Consider the following 26,942-nt stretch of genomic DNA (forward strand, 5'->3'; position numbering starts at 1 on the left):
GGTTCCCGGCAGCGGCTCAGGCAGTGATCTTCACCGTGTAAGCACCGGACGGGGTCCGGTCCGCCACCTCGACGCGCACCCGCTCGCCGGGCACCGTATAGGACTCCCCCACGCCCAGCGGGGCGTCCGCCAGTGGTGGGTACACCGACTGACCCCAGCAGGCCTCGGTCTGCGGATGGGTGTCGAGCACCTCAATCGGTCCGGCACCCGAGGGGGCCTCGTTGCGCACTCGGTAGATCAGCACCCCTTCCGTGCAGGTCCGGTCGTCGTTGCCGGCGGAGCCGCGCGCCTCGATCGCGATCGCACTGCCGGCACCGGTCCGCACCACCGCGAGCCTGGTGCCGCCGACGGCTCCGGGCAGGCCCGGGGAGGCGAGCGGCTGGAGGGTGTGCAGGGAGGTTCCACCGCGCACGCAGTCGATCTGCCGGGGATCCAGCCAGCCGAGCTTCCACTTGTGCCAGGCGAAGAGGTCAGGGGACATGCCGAACTGGCTCCCCATGACGTCCCAGTCACCCACGTAGGTGTCCCAGTCGCCCTTTCCGTCGTCCGGCCGGTGATAGAGGTCGGGGAGGTCGAAGACATGCCCGGTCTCGTGGGCCAGTACGTTGCGGTCCGGTGGGTGCGCTTCGAAGACGGTGACAATACGGCGCAGGTCGACGCCGTCGGCGCGCAGCGGGCGGTCGAAGTTGACCACCTTGGTGGCATCGGAGTCGACGCCGGGCGCATCGGGGTCGGCGACGAAGTAGACGATGTCGTAGCGACTGAAGTCCACCGCCCGGTCCGCGATGGCCACCGCGTCGCGCAGGTAGGCGGCCCGGTCGGCCGGCTCCCAGTCCCGCCTTATCCCGTAGGCGGTGGAGGGCCTGGGCATGGTGATCCAGTGCTGTTCGGGGTGGGGGATCAGGCGGAACCGCCCGTAGGAGGCGCGGGCGAAGAAGTCACTGGTCGCCGGGAAGTAGTCGGCCGTCAGCTCTTCGGGGGTGGTGCGGGGCCGGGAGTCCGGGAAGGCGAGGAAGACCATGACCGCGCTCAGGGTACGCACGGGTCTGGGGTAGGCGGAGTTCCAGCTGTCGAGGCCCAGCGAGTGGTGCGCCGTCGTCCGGCTGAGCGCACAGGGACCCGCAACCGGTTCGGCGACCGCAGGTCCCGCGACAAGAGACATGCCCGCGAGGGCCGCTAGGGAAGTGAGCATGGCGGCGGTGGTCCGCCACGGGAAACGCTCCACTCCCCCGGGTGTCTGCTGACGCGGCACGTCGACCTCCGGGTGGGGGATTCGGGACATCCCAACCACTTTGTAGTGATCATCATCTAAATGTCCTGTTCCAATGCCCCACACGAGTGAGCGAGCGAAAGCCAAGCACCCTACGGAAAGTCACATTCGACCAAAGGCAACCTCTGCATGAACAGGAATAAGCGGAGTCGGTCAGTCGCTCTCAGAACCGATCGGATGGCACGGCGTCACACCCACCTACCGGGGGTGGCGAAGCTGGTACGCCCCTCCCGGCAACCTCTATGATCGGCACACTTTCCCGCGTGGACTCCGTCTTCCGGACGGTCCGTCCCACCCGACCGACGGTCGCCGACAGGCCAGTACGAGACCAGCACGAGACCCAGCACGAGACAACAGCACTGCGGGAGCGAGCGGTGAGCGGAACCTCAGAAGGAACTGGTTCGGCAGCCGACAGCACCCGATCAATGGTTACGGAAAGTGATCGACTTTCTGCCGTAACCAGTCGGGGCGCTGCCGAACTGCGCGACTACCGGGCCGCCTTCCACGCGGCCCACCTCGCGATGGCCGTCGTCGACCGCGACGGCTACATCGTCGCTGCCAACCTGGCCCTCGCCCAACTCCTCGGCTCCGAGGCGTCCTCACTGGTGGAACAACGCGCGGCCGACCTCGTCGACCTCACCGCGGAAGCCCGCACCTGGAGCGCCTACCAGGAGGTCCTGCGCGGCCGACAGGCGCGGCTGCGCTGTACGCGCCGCCTCAAACACCCAGACGGGCACTCGCTGTGGACTGAGGTTTCCCTCGGGCCGGTTCCCGGCAGTCGAGACGTCCTGCTCTCCGTCACCGACATCAGTGACCAACGCGATCTCCAAGCCCGCCTGCGCCACTTGCAGATGCACGACCCGGTGACCCGGCTCCCCAACCGAACCCTGTTCTTCGAGCGGCTCTCCGCCGCTCTGGACGCCTCCTGTTACGGAAACGGACATGGCACGAGCGGCCGGATCGGCCTGTGCTACCTGGACCTCGACGGATTCAAGGCCGTCAATGACACCCTCGGCCACCGCACCGGCGACCGGCTGCTCGCCGCGGTGGCCGCCCGCCTGACCACCTGCGCCGACGGATACGGCTACGGTCGCACCGGCGGGCACCTCGTCGCCCGCCTCGGCGGCGACGAATTCGCGCTGCTGGTCGAGGACTCCACCGGCACCGAGCAACTGGCCGACCTGGCGCAGTGCGTGCTCAACGCGGTGCAGGAGCCCTTCGACATCGCTGGGCAGCGGTTGTCGGTGTCCGCCTCCATCGGAGTCGTCGAGCGGACCGCCGCCGACACCACTGCCACCGAGTTGATGCAGGCCGCGGACACCACCTTGTACTGGGCGAAGGCGGACGGGAAGGCACGCTGGACGCTGTTCGACCCCGAGCGCAACGCACATCGGATGACCCGGCAGGCACTGTCCTCCTCGCTGCGCCCCGCTCTGGAACGCGGCGAGTTCGAGCTGGCCTACCAGCCGCTGGTCCACCTGGAGAGCGGAGCGGTACGGGGGGTGGAGGCACTGATCCGCTGGAACCACCCGCAGTTCGGCACTCTGACGCCGAATCGGTTCATCGGTATCGCCGAAGAGGACGGCTCCATCGTCCAGTTGGGGCGCTGGGTACTGGGCACTGCGTGCCGCCAGGCCCGGCGCTGGCAACTCGACCACCCCGACGAAGCCCCCGTGTTCGTGAGCGTCAACGTCGCGGTGCGGCAGGTCTGGGACTCCGACCTGGTCGGCGACGTCGCAGAGATCCTCGCCGACACCGGTCTCGCCCCACAGCTGCTACAACTGGAGCTGACCGAATCAGCCGTCATGGGTTCGGCCGGGCGACCACTGCAAGCACTCCAGGCACTCAGTGACATGGGGGTGCGGATCGCGATCGACGACTTCGGGACCGGCTACTCGAACCTGGCCTACCTGAGCCGCCTACCGGTCTCCGTCCTCAAGCTCGACGGGTCCTTCGTCCACGGCTTCCGGTACGAAGAGGGCGGCGGCCACCCCAATCCGGCCGACGAGACCATCGTCGAGGCTCTGGTCCAACTCGCCCACCGGCTAGGACTCACGGTCACCGCCGAGTGCGTGGAGACCGTCGGACAGGCGGCGCGGCTGCGCCGGGTGGGGTGCGACACCGGACAGGGCTGGCTCTACTCTCCGGCCGTGGCTCCGGACCTGATCGCCGGGATGATCGGGATGGTGCCGCTCCTGCGGACCCCGGCGAGCTGAGCGAAGAACGCACCCCAAGGCCAACGGGCCGCCCCGCACCGCCGGATGGGGTGGGGGCGGCCGTCACTCGGCGCGAGGTGGGGGGATCAGCAGGCGCCGAGGTCCTGCCAGACACCCCACTCACCGGTCGTGCCTGGCGCCTCGTTCTGGGTCCACCACTTGGCCTTCCAGTCGTGGCCGTTGTGGCTGACCTCCGTGCCGCCGGTGTAGACGGTGCCCGCCACGTACGCCGGAGCCGTGCAGCCCGTGGTCGGGGGCGTGGTGGGCGGCGTCGTCGGGGGCGTCGTCGGCGGGGTGGTGGGCGGCGTCGTCGGGGGCGTCGTCGGCGCGCCGAGGGCGTCCGAGATCTGGTTCAGCAGGGTGGCGTTGTTGTCCAGGCCGAGCAGCGAGTACATCATCGCGCCGGCCAGCCCGCGCTGGCGCCCGTAGTCGACCCGGGCCTGGATGGCCCGCTGGTCCAGGCCGGTGAAGAACTCACCGTCCTTGTAGAAGTACGAGGCCTTGGCCTCGTCGTCCCAGAAGGTGGTGGCGGGGTTGTCGACGATCCCGCCGAGCTCCTTGTAGTGGGCGATGCCGGCCTGCTGGCTGAGCGGGCGGGCGCCGGAGGCACCGGTGGCGGGCTGGGCCAGACCGTGCGAGGCACCCGCCGGGACCCCCTTCCAGCCGCGGTAGTAGAACTCGTACCCCAAGGTCAGCTTGTCCGCCGGGAAGCCGCCCGTGATGCCGTACGCGGGGTTGCCGTCGATCCAGGAGTCGATGGCACTGTCGATGCTGTACTTCTCGGTGCCGGGCGCGATCGGATCCGTCGGGTCGCCCGCCGACGGCTGGAGCGGCGACTGGTGGTAGGTCGGGCCGTCGCTGTCCCAGGCTCCGTGCATGTCGTACGTCATGATGTTCGCGTAGTCGAGGTACGCGCCGATCTTGTCCGTCTCGATGTACTTGATCTTGTCCTGTCCGGCCGGGAGCGCCGCGGTCAGCAGGTACTTCTTACCGCCGTTGGCCAGGCCCTCCGCGTCGAGCTGCTTGCGGAACTCCTTCAGCAGGAGGGTGAAGTTGGCCTTGTCCTCGGGACCGTAGTGGTTGCCGAGGTGACCACCGGAGGAACCGGGGTACTCCCAGTCGATGTCGATGCCGTCGAAGATGCCAGCGGCGCTGCCCGGGCCTCCGAAACCGCCCTCGACCGGCAGATCGCCCTTGATGTACTGCTTGATGCAGGAGGCGACGAGCTTCTTGCGCGAGGCGTCGGTCTTGGCCGCGTCATGGAAGTACTTCGAGTACGTCCACCCGCCCAGAGAGATGTTGATCTTCAGGTGCGGGTACTTCGCCTTCAGTTCCTTGAACTGGTTGAAGACACCGACGATCGGCTGGTCCCACTTGTCGGCGATGCCGTCCACGCTGTCCGCCGCGCCGAAGGACTTCTGGTAGTCGGCGAACGAGTCGCCCGCGCCGTCGCCGGCATTGGGGTTGTTGTCGTCACCGGCCGCCTTGTTGGCCTCGAAGCAGGTCAGGTCCGTGGGGTGGATGTTGCCGAACGAGTAGTTGAGGATGTCCAGTTTGCTGGCTATGCCTCGGGTGTCGAGGTGCTTGGGGTAGAAGGCGTTGCCGTACACGCTCCACTGGTCGTAGTAGGCGATCCTCACACCGCCGGAGGCGGGGGCGGTGGCGGCATCGGCCGCCTGGGCGGTACCGAGGCCGGCGAATGCGGCCAGCGCTCCGGCGGCGAGCGCGGCGGTCGTGACGGCCGCGATCAGCGGTTTACGGGTGGGCATGTACTGCCTCCGGATGTGGGAGGGATGGAGGTGCACCGGGGATGGTGAAGTGATAGCGATCTTTCAGACGTCGCGTCAATACTCTGTACACAATCAGGACTAGACCAATTTCCCGGTAATTTGCCTAGTCAGAGCCATGAGGCGCCATCAGCTCCCCGCGCCGACCCACGGTGACAAGCGGTTTCGGAGCCACCCCGGGTCACCCCGGGCGCCCATTGTTAAAGGAACCAGCCAATCTCGATTCCACGCCCCTTCACCCCCGAAGCGTGATTCACCGACCCCCCGCGCCCCACCGCGCCACCAGTGGCCAGACTCTCGAGCACCTCGACGAATGGCGCGAATGCGATGCCATCGGGCGCCCAGCCCGTGACAACGGCATATGCCCCTGGCCTGCCCCCTGGACAGGGGCATGATTCACGCCACCAATCTCCATAACAGCCGCCCCCACCAAGCTCCTTGATGGCTATCGTGGTAAGCGCAAGCGGTGACAACCTGGCTAGGGAGAGACCGTGGCGCTGAAGCCCGAGCCGACCGCGCCGTTCCACTCGGTGCAGTACGCCCTGCGCGTGCTGGAGGCGATCTCGCGGTATACCGGCGGCGTCACCGACGCCCAGATCACCCGCGAGACCGGCCTGCCGCTCGCCCATCTGACCCCATTGCTGATCATGCTGCGCCGCGAGGGATACGTGGTGCAGGTGTCCGACGGCGCCTACGCGATAGGCGACTCCCTGGTGTTGCTCGGCTCCGGCCTGGACCGCCAGCAGGCACTCCAGGCCAAGCTCCAGGACACCTTGGACCGTCTGCGCGACTCGGTCGGCGCAGCGGTCTACATCAGCCGCTACGTCGACGGTGAAGTGAGGATCACCCAGTGCGCCGACGGCCCCCGCACCCCCAAGGTGCACGAGTGGGTCGACTTCAGGTCTGCCGCACACGCCAGCGCCGTGGGCAAGTGCCTGCTCACCCAACTGGACCTGAACGGACGCCGCGACCACCTCTCGCGACACAAGACCGCACGGCTCACCTCCCGCACGATCACCAGCGAGCGCGTCCTGTTCTCCAAACTGGACGCCCAGCCGGCGACCGTTCCCGTACTCGACCTCCAGGAGTACGCCCTCGGTACGGTCTGTGCCGCCGTCCCGATCACGGCCGGCGCCGCGGTCGGCTGCCTCGCGCTCTCCCTCCCGATCGAGCACGCCCACCGCCTGCGCGCCGCCGCGGACACGCTGAACCGCAAGGCCGCACCGGTTCTGCTCTCCCTCGCGATCTGAGGGCCGCTTCGGGGGCGGTGCGCATGCTCGGCCCGCACCGGCTGGTGGGTTGGAGGCGGGGCCCCGCCGTGGCCGGCGTGCCCGGGCTCGCCAGGGGTGATCGCCCCCACTCAGCTCCCGCCCTGGTCGTCGAGCGTCATGTTCGACGACGGCGGCACCTGACATGACGGAAGCCCCCGCTTTCGCGAGGGCTTCCGTGGTGTCTGTGCGCCGCCAGGGACTCGAACCCCGGACCCGCTGATTAAGAGTCAGCTACTCTAACCAACTGAGCTAGCGGCGCCTGCTGACAGAGAAAATAGTACCTGGTCCGGTGGTGTGCTCGTGACCACCACCCGGCCGGGACGAAAGGGTCCCGACACGCCCTGGGGCCCACCCGCGGCAGGAGTCCACGAGTGGGCCCCGACGGGGCGGGTTCCGGTTCCGGAGCCCGACGGCGGCAGGGCGGACAGGGCCCGACCGCCGTCGGTCCAGAAGGGGTCGCATCCGTTCCCGGACCTCGCCGGACAAGGAGGTGGGGGCTCCGCCGCCCCCCGGTCGGGCGCTCAGAAGCGAACGTCCGAGCAGGCGTAGAAGGCCATCGGGGTGTCGTTGACCGTCCACACGGAGAGGATCAGGTGCCGGCCGGTCTTGCCGGCGGGCATGGTGCCCTGGTGGACGGTCGTCATGGACGGGCGGGCGCCGTTGTAGGCGACCGTCATGAAGGGCTGCGACTCCAGGTCAGCCCTGGTCAGCGGCTTCGTGGGGTCCCAGCCGTCACGGGTGATGTAGTACTTGAAGTCGGTGGTGGAGTGGTTGGCGGTGAACTGCCAGCGGAAGCTGTAGCTCTGGCCACTGGTGACGGCGGTGGCGGGCCAGGCGCCTCCACGGGGGTCGTCGAGCTGTGCGAACTGACTCAGGCCGCCGGAGCAGATCTTCCCGTCGGCCGGGCCGGCTGCGGGGAAGCCCTTGTACCCCTCCACGCTCTGCGGCTCCCACATGATGGGTCCGCAGTTGGAGACCGTCCGGTTTGCGCAGAGCTTCTGGCGGCTGATCGGGCTGTCCGTGTAGCCATGGCTGCTGGCAGTGGAGGAGCCGAGTAGGGATGCGCCGGCGACGAGGCCGAGGCCGACTACGGCCGCGCCGAGGCGGTGACGCGAAGTACGCATGGTGCGCTCCTTGGTGGGGGGAGTCCTGGGGTCAGTGCGCGCGCGAGAGCCCGGCGTCGGGTGAACGCCGTCAAGAGATCAGGTCTAGACCAAGTCCCAGGTTATTGACGGCAATTGGCCATGTCCAGACCAATGTGCGAACGGACGGTGGGCAGGGCCCACCGTCCGTCGACTCCGTCGAGGTGACCGTCAGCGCGTCGCGGCCTCTGCACGCCCCGTATAGAAGGCGACCGTGAGGTCCTTGACCAAGGCCCGACGCTCGTAGTCGTCGAGTTCCACCAGTCCTCGCGAGGTCAACCGCTGCACGGTGTCGTCGACCGCGTCGACCACCGCGGTCAGCACGCTGTCTCGGTGCTTGGCGTCCAGGGCGGCCACGCGCCGGCGCTGCATGGCCGCAGCGACCTCGGGGGCGTACTCGATCCGGGTCGGCTGGGCCGAGAACACCTGGACGCCCACCGGTTCGGCCTCCGCGCACAGCATCCGGGTGAGGGCGTCCCCGACCGCCTCGGCATTGCGCAGTGTGGGGGCGTCCTCGTGGAACGCGTCCGCGGGAAGCCGCGACAGGACCCGGGCCATCGCCGATTCCACCTGCTCGGCCAGGTACGTCCGGTGATCCTCGACGGCGAGGGCGGCCCGGGCCGTGTCCTTGATCCGCCACACCACGTGAACGACCACCTGTAGGGCGACGCCGTTGGCGTCCACGGCGGGCATCGGCTCACTGCGCCAATGCCGAAGGCGGACATCGACGCGTCGGCGCAGCAGCAGCGGGCTCACCCACACCAAGCCGGTGCGGCGGACACTGCCGCGGTACCGGCCGAACAGGGTCAACACCCAGGCATGGCCCACCCTGCCGCGGCCGAGCCCTCCGAAGGCGAACACCGCAAAGGCCGCGCCCAGCGCGAGGACCGGCCAGTCCTGGGCGCCGATCCCGCGATGGGGGCGCGGCGCCAGGCCGAGAGGGTGCAGCACTCGCTCCGGCAGGACTCCGGAACGCCACACCACCACGCCGCAGACGACCAACGCACATACGCCGAGCACGATCGCGATCCAGCCGGGGAGCGCCGGCCCTGGGCGCTCACTCAAGGCGGGGTCGACCGGGGGCGCGGGGCGCTGTCGGACGGTCGGGGCGGCGGGCGGTGCGGGGCTCCGGGGCCCGGACGGGGGGCGCACCGACCCTGCCGGGGCTACTGCCTGCGCCCGCTGCAACAGGCCCGCCGGGATCTCGGCGGGGCCGCGCCCGGGGCCGGATGTAGGCACGCTCTGGGGTCCGGGCACCCCGGCGGGTCGGGGACCCGGGGGCAGCGGGGTTCGTACACCGGCGGTCGGGACGCCACCGGAACCGGCTACCGGCAGGAGCCCGTTGTCGGACCGGTCGGCCAGCGGCGGGGCACCGTCCCGGGCCGCGGGCAGGAGGTCGCCGGGGCCGGTCGGCTGCGCTGCCGCGCTCTGGTCGGCCCGCTCCTTCGCCCCAGCGGACGCCGGATGAGGGAGGACCGAGGCCACGCCCTGCACCGATACCGGTGGCCGGTCGACCGCCGCCGGGGCCTCGTCGGTGATCGCCGGCGCGGTCCCGATCAGTACCGTCGCGTCTGCGGGCGGTCCGGGGCAGACCCCCTCCTGGCCGGAACCATGTGGCAGGGCCGGTGCCGGCAGGGACACCTCGCCCCGAGGTGGGGCGCAGCGGTCCGCCCCGGGCAGTAGCGGAGACCCCTGCGCCCCCGCGCGCGGGTCCGCGGTTCCCGGCTTCGGGTCGCCCGGTCCGGCTTCCCCTCTCGGCGGCAGGTGCAGGGTGCCCAGGCCGGTGACGGTGGGGGCCGCGGGGGCCAGCGCCGGCGCCGGGCGGCCGGCGAGCGCCTGAGCCAGGGCCGTGCCGGCGACGGTGGGCCCGTGCGGGCCCACCGCGGTGATGCGCGGCAGTTCTTGTGTGTCGTCGTCCTCGACGGGCAGCCGGGTCATGACGCCCGTGGCCGTCGTGGTCGGGGAGTGAGGGGGGTGGTGGGGTTTCATCCTTGCCTCCGTCAGGCGAACAGCCGTCGCCACGTCTCCGGACCCGGGTAGCCGTCCGCGGCTGCGCCGCGCCAGCCTTGTGCGCGCTGGAACGCCTCGACGTTCCGGCGGTCCGTCTCGTCCCAGTAGGGACCCGGCGTCGAGGGGTAGTGCTTACCGAAGCCCTTTTTCACCAGCTGCCGGGCGAGCACCTGGATCGCGGGGTGTGACGTACCCCGGCGGAAGACACCCCGGCCCGGGAAGGCGGGGATGGGTGTGGCCGCTCCGCCGCGAACGGAAGTGGTGGCCGACGGGGGAATGTCCTTGCCCTGTCGCTCCACCAGCAGCCGCCAGGTCTCGGGGCCGGGGAGCCCGTCGGCGTCAGTCCCGGTCCAGCCCTGCGCCCGCTGGAAGGCCTGGGTCGCCAGCCGGTCGGCCTCGCTCCATTCGGGTCCGGGATCCGACTGGTAGAACCGGCCCCCGCCGCGGGCGAGCAGCATCTGACGGAGCTGGGTGACGTACTGGTTGTTCGCTCCGGGGCCGAAGTACCCCGCGCCAGGGAAGGCGGCACCGCTGGCGGGACCCTGCCCACCGGAGCCGCCGGTCGGCGGCTGGGCGGGAGTGGCCGAGGGCTGCTCTCCGGTGGTGCCCGCGACCACACCGTTGAACCGGTAGGGCAGGTACTTGGTGGCGTTGGTCCAGTACCCGTAGGGGGTCGCCAGCTTGCGGGTGTGCGGCTTGGTCTGCTCGTAGGCCACGTAGTAGGTACGGGTATGGTCCGTCCAGCCTCCGAACAGGGTCACGTGGGATCCCTTGTTGGGGTCGGCCGGGTTGTGGAAGAGCAGCATGTCCCCGGGTTGCAGCTGCTCCTTGGTGATCCTGGTGGCGAATCGGTCCAGGCTTCCGGTCCACTCGTTCGAACCGAGGTTCCAGGCCATGGAGACGTAGCCGGAGCAGTCCTGGCGGTACCCGTCCGGCCAGTAGCTGGTCATGCTGTACGGGACCTTCGCATTGAGCCAGAGTTTGGCCCGGTTGATGATCGTCGCCCGGTCGATGGCCTTGATCGCCGGCACTGCTTCCGGGGACGCGCCGATCTGAGGGGGCGGCTCGGTGTCGGGTGGGGGCGCCGGAGTGCCCGCCGGGCCGTGCAGCGGGCCCTTCTTGCCTTGTGGGGTCGAAGGCTGCGCTTCCGGGCCGGGCTCCGCGACCGGGACGGGGGTCGCCCTTTCCAGGGCGAGCGCCGCGGCCAGGTCGTTGCTGCCTCCCAGGACCGCTCCGGCCGCGGTGACGAACACCATGGCACGGCGCGCACCGTGCGCGGCGGGGTGACCTCCGTCACGCGCCGACACGGCCCGGGCCAGGTCCCGGCGCTGTTGTGCGCATCCGCGACAGGCGCAGTCGCGCGCAGGCTCGAACTCTTCGAACACCGGCATAGTCATGCGTGGTCCGCTCCCCGTGAGGTGACATCTCACATCTGTCAGGGCGTCAGATCTGACGGCAGGGACATCATGCATCCCTCACACCCGAACTACCGCTAATCAGACAAAACCGGCGTGGCTTGTTCCAGAGGTGGGATGGCCGGAGAAGGGCTGGTCAACAGCACCCCGAGTGGTGGGGTAGAGTTTTCTTCGTCAGCAGGCGCCGCTAGCTCAGTTGGTTAGAGCAGCTGACTCTTAATCAGCGGGTCCGGGGTTCGAGTCCCTGGCGGCGCACAGACGAGAAGAAGGCCCTCGCGTAAGCGAGGGCCTTCTTCGTGCTCCGGCGCTCGACGCCCCGGGCTCAGACACCGGCAGCGGCAGCGCCCGCACTGCTCACACCCGTCAGATAGGCCGAGACCACCACATTGGCCGTGTACGACTTCGCCGCCCGGTCATAGGTCCCCCCACAGGTCACCAACCGCAGCTCCGCCCGGCCCGGCACCCGCGGCCCGTACACCCGGGCGGCGTCGAAACGGTCCCGCTCGTGCACCGAGACGTCCTCCACGGTGAACTCGGCGATGCTGCCGTCCGCCCGCACCACTCGGACCCGATCGCCCCGCTTCGCCGAGCTCAGGCCGTAGAAGACGGCCGGTTTGGACTGCGTGTCCACGTGCCCCACCAGCAGCGCGGCGCCCGCCGCACCCGGCTGGACCCCCGCCCCGTACCAACCGACCGTTCCCGGCTGTTCGTACGGCGGCGGATCGATCGCGCCATCCACATCCAGACCGCGGCTGACCACCGGCGCCTGCACGCCTATCGAGGGGATGTCCACGCGCTGCGGTGGCACCCCCGGCAGCGGACCACGAGCCGCCGGCAGGCCCAGGGCGAACAACGAGGCGGAACCGGAGCCGCTGCTCGGCACCTCGGTGATCTCCCGGCCCCAGAGCCACAGGCCGAGCAGCAGGACCGCCCACGCGACCCCTGCGACCAACCGTCCGCGCGCCGAGGTGCGGGGCTCCTCGGCGCTCACCCGCCGCTGCGGCGGCGGCGCACCCTCAGCGCCCGGCCCGCGACCGCCAGGCTCGCCGCGGCGGCGAGCAGTCCGCCGACCACGGCGTGCGAGAGCCCGGGCCCCTCGTCACCGGACCGGGCCGGCGAACTGGCGGCCAGCTGGGAGGACATACCACCGCCACCCGCATGGATCGGGGAAATCGGCGAGGGATGCGGGGCGGGCCGGTCGCCATGGTGGACGACCTCGACCGAGCCGGTGGCCTGGGTGCCCTTCCCGTCGCAGGTCACATGGACGGTGTGCCATCCCGGCTGCGCGTTGGAGCGGATCATGGCCTCGCCGTAGAGCGGGTTGCCCCGGCCGTCCCGACCCGAGAGATGGGCCTCGGAGACGAAGACCGTGGACTTGCCGTAGCCGGTCTTGCCCTCGCAGCCGGTGACGCGCAGCTCGACCTGCGCTCCCGGTGCGACCTTCGACGGGGTGACGGTCACCGACCCCCGGCCTTCTTCCTCGCCGGCGAAGGCGTCGGTGGCGGTGACCATGGGCGCGGCAGCCAACACGGTGGCGGCGGCGGCGACACGGAGAGCGAGCAGTGCAGAGCGCATCGTGAACCTCCTGGTACGTCTAGAGGTTCACGCGCCCGCCCCGCCCGCGCATCCCAGGACCCCGCTTTGTGATCCGATCGGGTGCACGTCTCCCCGCGACAGGGGGACGGGCCGACTCAGATGCGGTCGATGAGGTCCGCGATCGAGTCCACCGTCTGGGAGGGGCGGAACGGGTACTTGTCGATGTCCGCCGGGGTCGTCAGGCCGGTCAGCACCAAGAAGGTCTCCATGCCCGCCTCCAGTCCGGCCAGTACGTCGGTGTCCATCCGGTCGCCGATCATGGCGCTGGTCTCGGAGTGCGCGCCGATCGCGTTCAGCCCCGTTCGCATCATCAGCGGGTTCGGCTTGCCCGCGAAGTAGGGCTCCTTACCCGTCGCCTTCGTGATCAACGCGGCGACCGCACCAGTGGCCGGCAGCGGGCCCTCCACCGAGGGGCCGGTCTCGTCCGGGTTGGTGCAGATGAAACGGGCCCCGGCGTTGATCAGGCGGATGGCCTTGGTGAGCGCCTCGAAGCTGTATGTGCGGGTCTCCCCCAGAACCACGTAGTCGGGCTCGTGGTCAGTGAGCACGTAGCCGATGTCGTGGAGCGCAGTGGTCAGCCCCGCCTCGCCGATCACGTAGGCGGTGCCGCCGGGCCGCTGGTCGTCGAGGAACTTGGCAGTGGCCAGGGCCGAGGTCCAGATGTTCTCGACCGGCACGTCCAAGCCCATCCGCAACAGTCGGGCGTGCAGGTCGCGGGGCGTGTAGATCGAGTTGTTCGTCAGGACCAGGAAGGGCCTGCCGGATTCACGCAGCCGCTTGATGAAGAGTTCGGCGCCCGGGATGGGGGTTCCCTCGTGGATGAGGACCCCGTCCATGTCGGTGAGCCAGGATTCGATCGGCTTGCGCTCTGCCACTGATGTTTCTCCGCTCTGCGGTGCCTCTGACCTCGGTGGTCTGCGGTCTCTACCACCCTAGCCCGGACGGGCCGTGGACGTGGAGGGCGTCCACGGCCCGGACGATCAGCGGCGTGTGCCGGCCCCTGCGGTGATGGGCGCAGGGGCCGGCGGGGGTCACTGGAGGGTCACATCGTCCACCGTCCAGTACCAGTTGTTGTCTCCTCGGTAGCGGAAGTGGACCTGCACGTTCTGTGCGCCGGGCGGGACTTGGAAGCTGAGGGCCTCCGAGGTGGCGACTGCGTCGGAGGCGTAGTCCTTCAACACGGTCGCAGCCGCTCCGTCGAAGGAGACCAAGACCTGGGCGCTCTGCCCGGACTCCTGTCGGTAGTGGGTCCGGTAACGCAGCGTCTTCGTGCTGCTGCCGGCTACCGGCCAGGCAGGGGTGGTCAGAGTGGAGTCGAAGGTACCGAGGTGGCTCTTGTCATCCCACTCGTCGGAGTCCGCGACGGCGAACACGTCACGGGAACGGACGTTGAGCTCACGCCACTGGTCGCGCTGGGCCTGGCTCCAGAACTCGTCCGTGGTGAAGGCCCACCCACGCCATTCGCTGACACCGCCGGTGCCCATCTTGGAGTTGTCCACTGACCAGCCGACCGGCGGGGTGTGCGTGAATCCCTTCACCCCGGACCCGATGCCACCCTCGTCGACGCGGGGCTGCAATTGCGGGCGCAGGCTGTCGAACGGGTCGTCGTCCGGCGCGTCCAACGCGATGCCGTCGATGCCGTCCGTGGGGACGCCCAGGTGGTGCAGTGCTTCAGCGGCGATGTCGACCAGGCGGACGTCCTGGCGGACCGAACCGGGCGCGATACCGGCTCCCTTGGCGATCACGAAGGTGCCGCGTTCGGCGATCGAGGAACCGCCGTGACCACCGCGGCCGGTGTGCCCGTGGTCGGTTCCGACCAGGACCTTCCAGCTCTCCTGGGCATAGGTCGGGCGGGCGGCCACCGCCGTCAGCAGCTGGCCCACCAGCGCGTCCACCCGCGTGATGGCCTCCAGGTACTGGCGGCTGTCAGCGCCCCTGGAGTGGCCGGCGGCGTCCACCTCGCCGAGGTAGACGAAGGCGGCGTCCGGGTCCTGCTCGCGCAGTTCGGTGGCCGCCGCCGCGGCGACCTTCGGGTCCTCGTTGCGGTAGCCGTCACGGTCGCCCTTGAGGCTGAGCCGCTTGTCGACCTGAGAGGAGAAGATCGGCCCGTTCTGGTCGGTGGAGGTGATGGGCTCCCAGTCGGCCGCCGCATAGGTGTTCAGGTCCGGAGCGACGTTCTCGATGCGGGTAAGGAAGTCGGGGTGGGCCGAGTAGTTCTTGCCGACGAAGGAGTTGTCACGCACTCCGTGCTTGTCGGGCCAGACACCGGTGGCGATCGTCGACCAGCCCGGCCCGGAGGAGGTGGCGGCCATCGGCTGGGCGTAGAGGGTGCTACGTGCGGTCAGGCCCTGGGCCATCAGGCCTTGTAGGTGAGGGGCGTCGGCCTGCAACACGCGGTCCAGCACGACTCCGTCCAGACCGATGACCAACACCTTGTTGGTCAGAACTGGTTGAACGGAGGGAGTGCTGGCCGCGGGGGCGGCCTGAGCGAGAGCGGTGGCGGCCAGCGCGAAGGCGCCGGCGGTGGCGGCCACGCCGATGATGCGGCTGCGGCGACCTGGCGGGACAGTCGACACGTACTCCTCCGAGAGCAGAGAGCGGGAACGGGGCAGCACACGAGCAAGGTTCGCGGCCCGCAGGGAGCGGGCTGCGAATTCAGGTCCGGCCCATTTGGACCAGACCCGTTATCCAGGTGTCACTTTTCGGTGTGGTGGAGAGCCTGACGGCAACGGGTGGACGCGGGGTTACCGATCCGCTGCCGCTCAACTGCCGGTGGCCGACTTCCACGCGTCCACGTGGGCGCTGAGGTTCTCGTCGATCTGCTTCCAGTCCGGCTCGAAGACCTCCACGCCCCGCATCAGTTCGCCGAGTTCGACGGCATTGGCATCGGTGGGCTTGACGTCCGCGCGGGCCGGAAACCCACCACCGACCTCGCTCACCAGGGTCTACGCCCGATCACTGAGCAGGAAGTCCAGGAGCTTCTTGCCGTTCTCCTCGTGCGGGGCCTTGCTGATCAACGGCCCGCGAAGGACGCGGTGCCGCGGGCACCGACACTGACCGGCAGCAGGTTCGCGCTGCCGACGAACGAGGCGGTGAACCAGCTCCCGGGACTGCGGTAGAGGCCTTGGGGGGTCTGCAATCCTGGAGCCAGGCCCGGTCCATCACGGCGATCCGGTCCGCGAGGGTGAGCGCCTCCATCTGGTCGTGCGTCACGTAGAGGATGGACACCTCGGGTAGCTCCCGGTGCAATCTGGCGAGTTCGTTGAGCATCCCGGAACGGAGCTGGGCGTCCCGTGCCGAAAGCGGCTCGTCCAGCAGTAGCACGCCCGGGCGGATGTCCAGCGCACGCGCGATCGCCACCCGCTGCTGCTGGCCCCCCGAGAGCTCACACGGATAGCGCGCGGTGTAGCCGGCCATGCCGGGCAAGCCCAGCGCCTCCTCGACCCGGGCCGGGATCTCCCGGCGGGGCGTCCTGTGGGCCCGCAGGCCGAAGGCCACGTTCTCGGCGACGCGCAGGTGCGGGAAGAGCGCGTACTGCTGGACGATCACCCCAAGCCGCGCCGGTGCGGCGGCAGCACGGTGACGTCACGCCCACCGATCAGCACCCTTCCGCCAACCGGCCGGACGAAGCACGCCACCGCCCGCAGCGCAGTGGTCTTGCCCGAACCGGAGGGCCCGAGCAGCGCCATGACCTCGCCGGCTTCGACGGTCAGGTCAAGGCGATCCAGTACCGTGACGCCTTGGTAGGCGACCGAGACCCATTCGAAGCGGGTCCCGCCGCGCGGGGGCTCGCCCAACCGGCCGGTCATGCCCCGGCCTCCACCTCTGCCAGCAGTGCGGGCAGTTCGGCGACGGAGGCGAGCACACGGGTGGCGCCGGCTTCTTCGAGCATCGCCCGCTGGTGGGCACCGGTCAGCACGCCGGCGACGACGCCCGCGCCGGCACGGACACCGCTGAGCATGTCGTAGGCCGTGTCCCCGGCGACGGCGACATCACGGACGTCCTCGACCGCGCCGGTCCTCAGGAAGGCGGCGAGCACCATGTCGGGGAAGGGGCGGCCCCGACCGCCCGCGTCGGCCGGGCACAGCGTGAGGTCCGCCAGGTCGGACCAACCGAGGGCCCCGAGGATCGCGTCCTGCGTCACTCGGGCGAAGCCCGTGGTCAGGACCACGGTGCGGCCCTGCGAACGGAGTTCCTCGATGGCCTCACGAGCGCCGGGGAGCGCGGCGACCAGCCCGCCGTCGACCATTTCCCCGTAGGCCTGCTCGAAGGCCGTGTTGGCCTGCTGGGCGAGCTCGGGCGTGCCGAAGAGGTGCCGGAAGACGGAGATCTTGGACTCACCCATGGTGTCGCGCACGTATTGGAGTTGGGCGGCGCGATCAGCTGGGGTGGGCTCGATACCGAGCTGGTCGGCGGCCCTGAGGAAGGCCCTCTCCACGAGGCCGCCGTCAGCCACGGTCGTTCCGGCCATGTCGAGCACGACCAGGCGCTTGTGGTGTGCGGTGTCGTTCTGACCCATGAGAATGCTCACCAGCCCAGTTCGTTCGCGGTGGTTTCGGCGATGGCGGGCGAACACGTCATCCCACGCCCTCCCGGCCCGGTCACCAGCCAGACACCTTCGCGCAGTTGCTGGCGGTGAACGACCCGGGTGGTGTCGGTGCACTGTGCGTAGACCCCGGCCCAGCGCCGCCGGATCTTCGGCAACGGCCGTCCCAGGAATGCCTCGACCACCTCGGTGAGGTGGTCGTAAGGGTCCTCAAGGGCGTCGAAGGCGAAGGGGTGCTCGTACTCGTGGGTGTCGCCGATGGTCAAGGATCCGTCGCGGCGCTGCACCATCAGTAGTTGCATCCGGTGCTCCGCTGCCCTCTTCGCCTGCGGCTGTTGGGCGTTGAGCTCGTCGAGAGCGGCAGAGGCGTAGGCCGGGTAGTAACGGAAACTGTCCGCGTCGGCCACCGAGGTGGTGAGGGGCTCGCCGAGCGGATCGGTCTGCATCATCTGCAGGCGCACCCGCCGCACGGGCAGGGCGGGCCCGACCAGTTCCCGCACCAGGCCGCTCAACCAGGCTCCGGTGCACAGCAGGACGTGGTCGCCTCCGTGCAGGCTGCCGTGGTCGTCGCGGACCGCCCGCTCACCTACCACCTCCCGCACCTCGCGACCGCCGAGGAAGGTGTAGCGGCCCGAGGCGAGCAGTGCTTTGCGGAGCACCACTTGGGCGGTGCGCGGCTCGACCGCGCCGTCGCGTGCGCACCACAGGGCGGCGGTGAACTCGCCCCGCAGGGCCGGGTTGATCGCACGTGCCTCGGCAACGGTCAGCAGCCGGTAGCCACGTGCGCCAGCATCCGGGCGGGCCGTGGCGGCTTCGGCGACGGCGAGTTCAAGGGAGTTACGCACCAGCGTGAGCGATCCCGTGGCGCGGAAGCCCAGGTCCGGCAGTTCGCTTCCGATCAACTCCCACAACTCGCGTGAGCGCAGGGCGGTTTCAAGTTCCTCTCCCCCGGCGCGGCCACTGACCCACACCTGGCCGAAGTTGCGCAGGGAGGCGCCGCGCGCCTCGTTCTCCCGCTCGATCTGGACCACTTCGTGGCCCCGGTTGATGGCTTGCCAGGCGTGCATGGTGCCGACCACACCGCCTCCGACGACTATGACTCTCACTCCGCAAACGGTGGTGGCGGACCGTTGCCCGCCAGGGGCCGCCCGGCGACGTGGCGGTGAACAGCCCCCCAAGCTTGGACTAGACCCGTTATTTTTTCGTGATAGACACCGAGGCGGACGATGGCACCAAGGGTGGATCTGTCCGGGTTTTGGGACACCAGCAGAGCGCTCCCGCACCCCACTGCTCGGCGTGCGGGACGCAGGGCAGCGCTCCGCCCGACCCGCCGCGGCATCACGACCCGTGCGGCACACCGCCCCGCGGCACGGGGCGCCCCGGGGGGTCAGCCGGGCGTCTTTCCAGGGCTCAGTCGAGTCGTGAAGCTGAACCGATCACCGCGGTAGAGCGAACGGACCCGCTCCAGCGGCACCCCGCGCTGATCCCGCGAGACGCGCTGGATCAACAACATGGGCAGAGCGGGCGGAGTGCCGATCAGCAATGCCTCGCGCGGTGTGGCCAGCACCGTCTCAAGCCGCTCGTCGGCTTCTCCGATGCGCAGGTCGTACCGCTCACGGAGATAGGCGTAGAAGGACGAGTCAGGCTCGAACTCACTGTCCAGAAGAGGAAGTCGCGCAACCGCGATGTAGGTGCTCTCCAGCCCGACCCGCTCGTCGTCCGCGAGCAGCACCCGCTCCAGGTGCCAGACCGGATCACCGGTCTGGACGCCGATATCGCCGGCGAGGTCCGGGGGACAGGAGAACTGTTCGAGTCCGATGAGGTGCCGGCCCGGGTTCCGGCCCTGTCGCCGCACCCCCTCGGTGTAACTGGCCAACGAGAGCGGCTGCTCCAGTTTGGGCCCGGCCACTACCGTCCCGCGCCCGTGCCGCCGCAGCCGCCCCTCCAACAAGAGCTCACGCAGCGCTTGCCGGACCGTTTCACGCGCCACCTCGTACCGGATGGCGAGGTCACGTTCAGTGGGCAGCAGGCCGCCCTCCCCCAACTCGTCGACAAGCACGGCGATGCGCGCCTTGACGGCGTAGTACTTCGGAATGCGCCCGTGCTCGGGAATGCCCGAACGGATCGGCGATCCGGGTGAGAACGCGTGAAGTCGCGAGGTCGAGTGCGTGGGTTCCACACCTGGACTGTACGGGGTGGCGTTGCCCCTCTCGCCCAAAGACCGGAGAGCACCCAGCGGCGCAGCCACCCCGGGGCGCAGCACATATGACCGGCGCGCCCAGGCCCAAGCCGGGGACCGGAGCGGCCAGAGCAACGCCCCACCGGTCGGTGGAGGCGCAGACCGTCCACTCAGTGCCTGGTCTGCGCGCCGCTCCGTCGCACCCACCGGGAGCTGGCGACCATCAGCCCGCCCAGGCCCGTGAGCCCGACCGCAGCGACCGCGAAGGCGCGCAGCCTTGTGGCCCGCTCCTGCACGTGCAGCCGGGAGACCCCGCTCTGCGCGAGCACTTCGACCGAGCCGGGCTGCTCGGGGCTGGTGGGCTCCTCCACGGAGAAGCGGTAGCCGCCGGACTCGCCGGCCCAACTCCCGTCGTCGCCACGACGTTGGACCAGAGCGGCGTCGGCGAGGATCTCACCGGGTGGGGTGTCTGCGGTGAAGGCCAGCCTGACCGTGATCGTGAGCGAGCCGGCGGCCGGCACCCGAAAGCCTTCGAACTCCGTTCCCCTCCTGCGACCACGCCGGGACGCCGGGACGTGCTCGCCACGCGCGCCCCGGCCGTCGAAGATCGCGATGGTCTCGTCCCGGTCCGTCTGCTCGAAGGACACCGGCAACCGCCGGCCCGTGGTCCCGTCCAGGAAGTCCATGCGGAACTGTGCCGCGTTGAGCTGGTGGTCTCGGTCGGTGAAGACCACCACGGGGTGGATCGCCTCGCAGTCCTGCGCCGTGTTGTTGGTCAGGTCGAGGTACCAGCTCTGGTACCCGCCCCCGCTGCGGTACACCGTCGGCCCACCACGGATCCGGGCACCGAGCGGAAAGTCCGTGCTCTCGACCTCACCACAGGCGGGCTGGACGCGCGCGGGGGCTGCCGGCGCCGGGTTGGCGCCGCCACCGCGCGGGCCGGCCACGCTACCGGACAGGCTACGGCGCCCAGTTCCAGAACCGCCGTCACGTGGGGGGGTCAGCGGCTGTTGGTCACCGGCGACCGCCGGTGCCACGATCCCTGCCTGACGCGGGGCGGACAGGGCGAGAGCAGGCACGGTGAAGACTGCCGGGAGGATCGCAGCCGCCATCGCGGCAGGGACCAGGGCGTTGTGCAGTCGCATGAGGTGCCTTCGCTGCTCGCCGGACGATGATAAGACCAGGTGACAATCACCTCGCCGTGAGGCGAGACCCTAGCCACAAGGACGAGGCCGCCCGGACCGCCACGCGTCCGCCCTGTCGACCGGCCGTGCAAATACCCTCGAACAGCCCAGCTATTCCCGTGCCCCTCGGCCGAACAGCGGACCCAACAGCAACTGCGCCGCGCCCTCAGCGACCGGCCACCGCTCGGTGCCGGCACCCCCGAGCCCACCAACCCCCGGAGCACCTCCCGGCGCCGCGTACCCCTGGGCCAGCAGGACCGGTGGCACGACAGACGCTCCGGTCCGTCGGGCCTGCCCCGCAAGGACCCGGGCAACCTCGCGGAGGAACACCTGCGGCGCCGACTCGATCACTCGCCCGCCCAGCCACACCCGGTCCAGATCGAGCAAGGCCACCAGGTTCGCAGCACCCGCACCCAACAGGCGCGCTGCCCACGGCAGGTCCCGGGCGGCCACCGCGGCCAAGGTGAGCACCTCAAGACACCCCCGCTGACCGCACCCGCACACCGGACCGTCCAACTGCATCACCTGATGCCCGAACTCCCCAGCCATGGTGCGAGCGCCCCGGTGCAAAGCCCCGCCGAGAACCAGCCCGGCGCCCAGGCCCGACCCCAGGTGCAGGTAGGCGAACGAATCCGGCGACGGCTCGAAGCCCAGGGCGGCAGCGTTGGTGTCCTTGTCCAAGACCACCGGGACCCCCAGCCGGTCCGACAGATCGTCACGCAGCGTGACGCCCTCCCAGGCAGGCAAGCCTGTCACCCGCCCCAGGACCCCGGCCCGGTGATCAAGTGGACCGGGCGCGGCCACCCCCACCCCCAACAGGCGGGTGCCGCTCAAGCCCGCCGGTGCCACACCTGCCTCACGGGCTCCGGCGAGCAGCGCGGCCACTTCGAAGACCGCGAAATCCAGCAGAGCTTCAGGGTCGGGCCCGGACGGCGCCGCCAGGGCCGGCGGGGTGTCGGCGCCAGCGGCGTACTCCCTGGCGCGCGCGGCCAGCACCCGCCCGCTCAGGTCGACGAGCACCGCGGTGGACTCTTCACGGTCCAGGTGCAGCCCGACCGCGTACCCCGCCTGTGGAACCAGCCGCAGGAGCGTGCTGGGCTTCCCACCGGTCGAAGCGCGCCTCCCCGCCTCAGCCACCAGCCCCTGTTCCCGGAGCCGACTCGTGATCTTGCTGACGGCCTGTGGGGTCAACCCCGTACGGTCGGCCAACTCGGGTCGGCTGGTGCCCTGCGCTCCCGCCGCGCGCAGCAGGTCCAAAACCAGCGTCGCATTGTGGTCGCGCAGCGCCGGCAGGTTCACCCCCCGCCCGCTGCTCCGCACCGCCGCCCCGGGCACCACCACCTGACCCACGACTCCCCCGAACTCGGTGTCCACCCGCCCATTCTCTTCGATGCTTGCACTTAGGCAACAGTGTTGTTTAAGTGGGATCATGACGTCCACCCCGCCCGCCGCCAGCCCGCTGCGCGTCGCCCTCGTCGGGTACGGCCTCGCCGGCTCCGTCTTCCACGGCCCCCTGGTCGCCGCCACCGAAGGACTTACGCTCGACACCGTCGTCACCGCCAACGCCGAGCGGCAGGCTCGGGCACGCGGCGAGTTCCCGGACGTACGCATCGCCCACACCCCTGAGGAACTGTGGGACCGCGCCGCAGAACTCGACCTCGTCGTCATCGCCTCACCGAACCGCACCCATGTCCCGCTGGCCACGGCAGCCCTGGAAGCCGGCCTGTCCGTGGTGGTCGACAAGCCCGTGGCGGGCACCGCCGCACAGGCCCGGGAACTCGCGGCCCTCGCCGAAGGGCGCGGCCTGTTCCTGTCCGTCTTCCACAACCGCCGCTGGGACAACGACTTCCGCACCCTGCAACACCTCATCACCAACGGCGCCCTCGGCGAGGTGCAGCGCTTCGAGTCCCGCTTCGAACGGTGGAGACCACAGCTCAAGGGCGGCTGGCGCGAGTCAGGCGCGCCAGAGGAGATCGGCGGGCTGCTCTACGACCTCGGCAGCCACCTGGTCGACCAGGCGCTGGTCCTCTTCGGCCCGGTGGTACGGGTCTACGCGGAGAGCGACGTGCGCCGCCCGGGCGCCGAAGCCGACGACGACACCTTCATCGCCCTGACCCACACCAACGGTGTCCGCTCACACCTCTACGTCAGCGCCACCACGGCACAGCTCGGGCCACGCTTCAAAGTACTGGGCTCCAAGGCCGGATTCGTCAAGTACGGCCTCGACCCACAAGAGGCGGCGCTGCGCGAAGGCCAGCGCCCCCGCGGGGACATGGCCTGGGGCATGGAACCCGAATCGTCCTGGGGCAGGCTCGGCGCCGGGGAGTCGCCGCTCACCGGCGGCGGCGATCCCGTACCGACGCTGCCCGGGGACTATCCGGCGTACTACGCGGCCGTGGCCACCGCCCTACGCGAGGGCACCGCAGCACCGGTCACCGCAGCGCAGGCGGCAGCCTGCCTCGACGTGCTGGAAGCCGCCCGCCGCTCCGCCGAGTACGGAACGGTGGTCGACCTGCCCACGCGGTGATTTGCCACCCGCTCCCGCGGCGCCGGTACAGGCAGCCGCGAGGGCAGGGCGAGCCGGGGACACCGCACGAGCGACCTCGGCTCGCAGGAGCGAGGCGAGCCCTCAGCGCTGCCCGCGATGCACCCCGTCCGCGACCGCACAAGACTCAACGGTGTTTCGTCAGGCGCTCTTGAACTGCTGACGCTGACGGCCCAGCCCGTCGATCTCCAACTCGACCACGTCACCGGCCCGCAGGAACGGCTTCGGCTCCGGCTGTCCCATCGCCACCCCGGCCGGCGTACCGGTGAGGATGAGGTCCCCCGGGTGGAGCGTCATGAACTGACTCAGGTACCGCACCACTTCGCCGACGGCGAAGATCTGCCTGCCCGTGGAACCGTCCTGCCTCAACTCGCCGTTCACCCACAGCCGCACTCCGAGGTCCTGCGGGTCAGCGATCTCCTCGGTGGTCACCAGCCACGGGCCCAGCGGCGTGAACGTCTCACAGTTCTTCCCCTTGTCCCAGGTACCACCGCGCTCCATCTGGAACTCCCGCTCGGAAACGTCGTGCGCCAGCAGGTACCCCGCCACACAGCCAAGCCCTTCCTGCGCCGAATCCAGGTAACGGGCGGTCGCGCCGATGACCACGCCGAGCTCGGCCTCCCAGTCGGTCTTCGTGCTGCCGCGCGGAACGAGCACGGTGTCCTGAGGGCCGACCACGGTATCGGCGGCCTTGAGGAACATGATCGGCTCCACCGGAACCGCCGCCCCCACCTCGGCCGCATGATCGTGGTAGTTGAGCCCGATGCCCACGATCTTCCCGATCCGGGCGAGGGGCGCGCCGGTGCGCTGCCCCGCAGCATCGAGCACCGGGAGCCCACCCTCGGCTGCCGCAGCTCTTACCCGGGCCAGCGCACCCGGGTCGGCAAGCAGCGCGCCGTCGATGTCGGAGACGATCCCGGAGAGGTCGCGGTGCGTCCCGTCCTCGTCGAGTAGTGCGGGAACCTCAGCCCCCACCGGACCGATCCGCAGCAGCTTCATGAGCACTCTCCCGTGGTCGTGGTTGGTCGGCGCACGGCAGTTGCCGGGCGCCGGCCGATGGGATGCGGCCATCGGAGGATTGGCTGATCCTCCAAGGATTGCGTCCACTGTGCAAGACCCCGTTCACGGACTGGACCGCATCCCACCCTCCGCCAATGCCTGTCGGCGCCCCCAGAGCCACTGAAGCCAAGCCCGCTCCGCCACCGTCCAGGCGGTGGTCGTCAGCAGGTACAGGCCGGCGGCCAGCGGTACGATCGCGGCGGTCACCAACGTCCCGAAGGCGAGCAGCGGCAGCAGCCTCCCCACCCGCCGCGCCGCGTCGCCCGCGCCCCCGGACTTCACTGCCGCGGAACCACCCTCGGCTACCACCGCGCCCGTGGAGGCCGGGCCACTCGCCCCAGCGGTCCGCCGCGCCCTCACCACACTCCAGGTGGCGACGAGAGCGATCGCCGCGAACAGGCACAGGAAGACGAGCCCTTGCGAACCCCACGGGCCGCCCTCCCTCAGGGCGTCCACCCATCGAGAGCCCAACGGCGCCGCGGACAAACGCTGCCCCAAGAGGACATTGGGCTCACCCGAGAGCTGCCCGGAAGCGAACAAGCGGTACATCACAAAGAACACAGGCAGCTGCGCCAGCACCGGCAGGACCCCCGCCAGCGGGCTCACCTTCGCCTCCGCCTGCAATTCGAGCAGTGCCGCCCGCAAACGATCAGCGTCCTTCGGCCGGGCATAGCGTCGGCGAAGCTTCGCCACCCGCGGCGCGAGTGCCTGCCTGGCCCGCTCCCCACGGAAGGCGGCCCTGGACAGCGGATGCATCGCCGCCCGCACCAGCGCGGTGAACAGGACGACCGCAGCAGCACCCGCAGAGGCCGCGAAGACAGGCTGGAGCAATTGACTCAGGTAAAGAACAAGGACAGCAAAAAACGACATATGGGGCCCCGAGGGATCTCGTCCTGCCGCCGGCCGCACCGATGGGCACAGCGGCACCGAAAGGTGCATTCCGGATTGACGAGCTACGAGAGGGCTTCCGCATCACGACACATCTGATCAGCGCCGGACCACAGACAACAGCCTCAGCTGGAGAACGCCCTACGCAGCCGTCTGGGCAAGACGGCCCGGCGCCCTAGGCCTCGACCGGCCGGCGGCATCCGGATCACGCTGCGGCAGAAAGGCCGTACGTCGTTCGCGGTCCCTGAACGCGGTGCGTATTCGGGCCGGAGGAATCGGCCACACCGCCCACGCGACCAGGGCGGAGGCCACCACCAACAGGACAACACCCATGGCAGCGCTGGCAGCTAGCGTCATGGAGCCGGCCAGGACACCGAGCCCGCCCTCGCCAAGAAGTAGGACGATGAACAGCAAGAACGCCATGCCGATCCGCGGGCGCAAGGAAGCCCACACCCGACTCCAGCTCGCTCCACCCATCAGGCACCCCTCCCCGCACTAGCGTCGCCACTTCCCCCTCACCCTTGTCAACGCAGCCGCGCCGTCAGCGGTTCCCCTCGCTCTCCTCAACTTCCGCGCGCCCCAACCAACCAGAACCGAACACCCCATCCCGACCCTTCTCGTCAACAACTGACGATCCTTGATCGACCACGCAACAACGTAGGACCGACTCACCCACCGCAGTACGGTGTTGACCATGCGCCCCGACACCCCTGCCGAGCACGCGGACCACATCGCCGAAGCCGAGCGCCTGCTGCGCACGGCGACCCGTTACCCCGAGGACGCCGAACCCCTCCTCCTCCAGGCAGCCGCCCACCTGGAGCTGGCCGACGAACGAGGCCGCGCCTCCGCCCTCTACGACCGCCTCCTGGCCGGCACCCCCACCAACCCGCACCTGATCAAATCCCTCCAAGCCGCCAACCTCTGGGAATACGGGCACGAGGCGGAAGCCCGCGCCCTGATCACCGGAGTCCGCACGGCTGCCCCCCACGACGCCGCGGTCTGGGAAACCATCGCCGAGACGCTGGAGGCCCACGACGAGCTCGAAGCCGCCCACGAGTGCTTCACCCAAGGCGCCAAGCTACTGATCCGCCCCGACGAGGACATCTCGCTCGCCACCGCGGCGCTCCTCACCGGACGCCACCGCGTCCGTCGCATGCTCGGCGCACCGCACGACGACTGGGACATGGTCGCCGACACCCGCCACACCGGCGGCATCCCACTCGACGAACTCCACGACCCCAAGAGACTCTGGGCACTCGGCTCGGACAACCCGGCCGAACTGCGCGCCGAGATCGCCCGCCTACGCGCCGAACTCGGAGAACGCCGCGCCGCCTTGTCCCGACCGTTCCCGGTCGCGGTCCTCCACTGGCCAACCAGCGAGCTCGCCGAGCTACTGGCCGCCTACCCCACCCTCACCTCCGAATACCCCTCCCACGCCGAGCACCTCGACGCCATCGAGGCATCCCTGCGCGACCTCGCGACCTCCGGCACACCGAACCTCGGAATCGTCACCGCAAGCGTCCCGTCCTACGAGGCCTTCGCCGCCTCAGAACGCGCGACCCCGTCCTCGCCCTCGCTCCTCGCCGAGTACGCCACCACCCTGGCCGCCCGCGGGAAAGCCGCCCCCTGGCCCCCCACGCGCAGCGAACCATGCTGGTGCGGCTCCACCAAGCCCTACGTGGACTGCCACGGCACGCCCTGACACCACGCCGGGGCCCACCGCTCCCGGTCGCCGCCACCCCGACGCACCGATCCACGTCGGTGCCGGCTTCCGCTCCCTGCCCCAAGGGCGCTCGCGTGGTCCGCGTTGGATCAGCACGCGGCATCAGATGCG

The 26,942-nt window shown here is 70.1% G+C and carries 21 protein-coding genes, 2 tRNA genes and 2 pseudogenes; 5 read left to right on the forward strand and 20 right to left on the reverse strand.

Translation table 11 applies throughout. The features are described 5' to 3' along the window. Positions 1-16: 16 nt before the first annotated feature. Positions 17-1,282: a M6 family metalloprotease domain-containing protein gene (locus ACFYMC_RS06325; RefSeq protein ID WP_388519621.1), complete on the reverse strand. Its 1,266-nt coding sequence runs from the start codon at positions 1,280-1,282 to the stop codon at positions 17-19. A 413-nt stretch (positions 1,283-1,695) separates the two neighbouring features. Here ACFYMC_RS06325 and ACFYMC_RS06330 point away from each other — a divergent pair, with 413 nt between their 5' ends. After that, positions 1,696-3,486, forward strand: coding sequence for a putative bifunctional diguanylate cyclase/phosphodiesterase (locus ACFYMC_RS06330; protein ID WP_388519624.1), 1,791 nt, complete (start codon positions 1,696-1,698; stop codon positions 3,484-3,486). A gap of 86 nt (positions 3,487-3,572) precedes the next feature. On the opposite strand, the gene ACFYMC_RS06335 is transcribed toward ACFYMC_RS06330, so the two are convergent. Further along, positions 3,573-5,255 carry a glycosyl hydrolase family 18 protein gene (locus ACFYMC_RS06335; protein ID WP_388519627.1) on the reverse strand — a complete coding sequence of 561 codons (1,683 nt, stop codon included), beginning with the start codon at positions 5,253-5,255 and terminating at the stop codon, positions 3,573-3,575. A 509-nt stretch (positions 5,256-5,764) separates the two neighbouring features. Between ACFYMC_RS06335 and ACFYMC_RS06340 the strand changes: the two genes are divergently transcribed. Next, positions 5,765-6,523, forward strand: a complete 759-nt coding sequence (locus ACFYMC_RS06340) for an IclR family transcriptional regulator (protein ID WP_388519629.1) — start codon at positions 5,765-5,767, stop codon at positions 6,521-6,523. Positions 6,524-6,729: 206 nt separating this feature from the next. Here ACFYMC_RS06340 and ACFYMC_RS06345 read toward each other — a convergent pair. The 4 genes from ACFYMC_RS06345 to ACFYMC_RS06360 form a co-directional block, all read right to left on the reverse strand. Then, a tRNA-Lys gene (locus ACFYMC_RS06345) sits at positions 6,730-6,803 on the reverse strand. Between the two features lie 262 nt (positions 6,804-7,065). Beyond that, positions 7,066-7,668, reverse strand: a complete 603-nt coding sequence (locus tag ACFYMC_RS06350) for a lytic polysaccharide monooxygenase (protein ID WP_388519632.1) — start codon at positions 7,666-7,668, stop codon at positions 7,066-7,068. Positions 7,669-7,857: 189 nt separating this feature from the next. After that, positions 7,858-9,675, reverse strand: coding sequence for an SPFH domain-containing protein (locus tag ACFYMC_RS06355; protein WP_388519634.1), 1,818 nt, complete (start codon positions 9,673-9,675; stop codon positions 7,858-7,860). Between the two features lie 11 nt (positions 9,676-9,686). Further along, complete coding sequence (locus ACFYMC_RS06360; protein WP_388519637.1) at positions 9,687-11,093, reverse strand: peptidoglycan-binding protein; 1,407 nt, start codon at positions 11,091-11,093, stop codon at positions 9,687-9,689. Between the two features lie 199 nt (positions 11,094-11,292). Here ACFYMC_RS06360 and ACFYMC_RS06365 point away from each other — a divergent pair. Next, positions 11,293-11,366: transfer RNA gene (locus ACFYMC_RS06365), tRNA-Lys, on the forward strand. Positions 11,367-11,433: 67 nt separating this feature from the next. Here ACFYMC_RS06365 and ACFYMC_RS06370 read toward each other — a convergent pair. The 11 genes and pseudogenes from ACFYMC_RS06370 to ACFYMC_RS06420 form a co-directional block, all read right to left on the reverse strand. Next, entirely contained in the window at positions 11,434-12,102 is a 669-nt protein-coding gene (locus ACFYMC_RS06370; protein WP_388519639.1) for a class F sortase, read from the reverse strand. Next, positions 12,099-12,686 carry a hypothetical protein gene (locus ACFYMC_RS06375; RefSeq protein WP_388519641.1) on the reverse strand — a complete coding sequence of 196 codons (588 nt, stop codon included), beginning with the start codon at positions 12,684-12,686 and terminating at the stop codon, positions 12,099-12,101. The genes ACFYMC_RS06370 and ACFYMC_RS06375 overlap by 4 nt, the downstream gene beginning before the upstream one ends. A gap of 116 nt (positions 12,687-12,802) precedes the next feature. Next, on the reverse strand, positions 12,803-13,582 hold the full coding sequence (locus ACFYMC_RS06380; RefSeq protein ID WP_388519643.1) for an HAD-IIA family hydrolase: 780 nt from the start codon (positions 13,580-13,582) through the stop codon (positions 12,803-12,805). 156 nt (positions 13,583-13,738) lie between these two features. Next, positions 13,739-15,283 (reverse strand): alkaline phosphatase family protein, encoded by a 1,545-nt coding sequence (locus ACFYMC_RS06385; protein ID WP_388519645.1) that lies wholly within the window; start codon positions 15,281-15,283, stop codon positions 13,739-13,741. Between the two features lie 186 nt (positions 15,284-15,469). Then, positions 15,470-15,724 (reverse strand): annotated as a pseudogene (locus ACFYMC_RS06390) (2-aminoethylphosphonate ABC transporter substrate-binding protein); the annotation flags it as partial. A gap of 2 nt (positions 15,725-15,726) precedes the next feature. Next, positions 15,727-16,516 (reverse strand): annotated as a pseudogene (locus tag ACFYMC_RS06395) (ABC transporter ATP-binding protein); the annotation flags it as partial. Beyond that, a complete protein-coding gene (locus tag ACFYMC_RS06400; protein WP_388519821.1) occupies positions 16,513-17,226 on the reverse strand; it encodes a phosphonatase-like hydrolase in 714 nt (237 codons plus the stop codon). The gene ACFYMC_RS06400 and the pseudogene ACFYMC_RS06395, both read right to left, overlap by 4 nt. An 8-nt stretch (positions 17,227-17,234) precedes the next feature. Next, positions 17,235-18,359, reverse strand: coding sequence for a TIGR03364 family FAD-dependent oxidoreductase (locus ACFYMC_RS06405; protein WP_388519648.1), 1,125 nt, complete (start codon positions 18,357-18,359; stop codon positions 17,235-17,237). A 281-nt stretch (positions 18,360-18,640) separates the two neighbouring features. Further along, complete coding sequence (locus ACFYMC_RS06410; protein ID WP_388519651.1) at positions 18,641-19,432, reverse strand: GntR family transcriptional regulator; 792 nt, start codon at positions 19,430-19,432, stop codon at positions 18,641-18,643. Positions 19,433-19,602: 170 nt separating this feature from the next. Then, positions 19,603-20,577, reverse strand: coding sequence for a hypothetical protein (locus ACFYMC_RS06415; RefSeq protein WP_388519655.1), 975 nt, complete (start codon positions 20,575-20,577; stop codon positions 19,603-19,605). 150 nt (positions 20,578-20,727) lie between these two features. Next, positions 20,728-21,990: an ROK family protein gene (locus ACFYMC_RS06420; protein ID WP_388519657.1), complete on the reverse strand. Its 1,263-nt coding sequence runs from the start codon at positions 21,988-21,990 to the stop codon at positions 20,728-20,730. A gap of 55 nt (positions 21,991-22,045) precedes the next feature. Between ACFYMC_RS06420 and ACFYMC_RS06425 the strand changes: the two genes are divergently transcribed. Next, positions 22,046-23,143 (forward strand): Gfo/Idh/MocA family oxidoreductase, encoded by a 1,098-nt coding sequence (locus tag ACFYMC_RS06425; protein ID WP_388519660.1) that lies wholly within the window; start codon positions 22,046-22,048, stop codon positions 23,141-23,143. Between the two features lie 159 nt (positions 23,144-23,302). On the opposite strand, the gene ACFYMC_RS06430 is transcribed toward ACFYMC_RS06425, so the two are convergent. The 3 genes from ACFYMC_RS06430 to ACFYMC_RS06440 all read right to left on the reverse strand — a co-directional run bounded on the left by ACFYMC_RS06430 (position 23,303) and on the right by ACFYMC_RS06440 (position 25,531). Further along, positions 23,303-24,160 (reverse strand): fumarylacetoacetate hydrolase family protein, encoded by an 858-nt coding sequence (locus tag ACFYMC_RS06430; protein WP_388519824.1) that lies wholly within the window; start codon positions 24,158-24,160, stop codon positions 23,303-23,305. A gap of 123 nt (positions 24,161-24,283) precedes the next feature. Continuing rightward, the gene (locus ACFYMC_RS06435; protein WP_388519663.1) at positions 24,284-25,090 is read right to left on the reverse strand and encodes a YidC/Oxa1 family membrane protein insertase; all 807 of its coding nucleotides are present in this window, start codon (positions 25,088-25,090) and stop codon (positions 24,284-24,286) included. Positions 25,091-25,249: 159 nt separating this feature from the next. Continuing rightward, positions 25,250-25,531, reverse strand: coding sequence for a DUF6412 domain-containing protein (locus tag ACFYMC_RS06440; RefSeq protein ID WP_388519827.1), 282 nt, complete (start codon positions 25,529-25,531; stop codon positions 25,250-25,252). Between the two features lie 271 nt (positions 25,532-25,802). On the opposite strand from ACFYMC_RS06440, the gene ACFYMC_RS06445 reads away from it, so the two are divergent. Then, positions 25,803-26,810 (forward strand): SEC-C metal-binding domain-containing protein, encoded by a 1,008-nt coding sequence (locus tag ACFYMC_RS06445; RefSeq protein ID WP_388519666.1) that lies wholly within the window; start codon positions 25,803-25,805, stop codon positions 26,808-26,810. Positions 26,811-26,942 lie beyond the last annotated feature (132 nt).

It is taken from the genome of Streptomyces sp. NPDC006879 (assembly GCF_042869595.1).
In the GTDB taxonomy this organism is placed as follows: Bacteria; Actinomycetota; Actinomycetes; order Streptomycetales; family Streptomycetaceae; genus Streptomyces.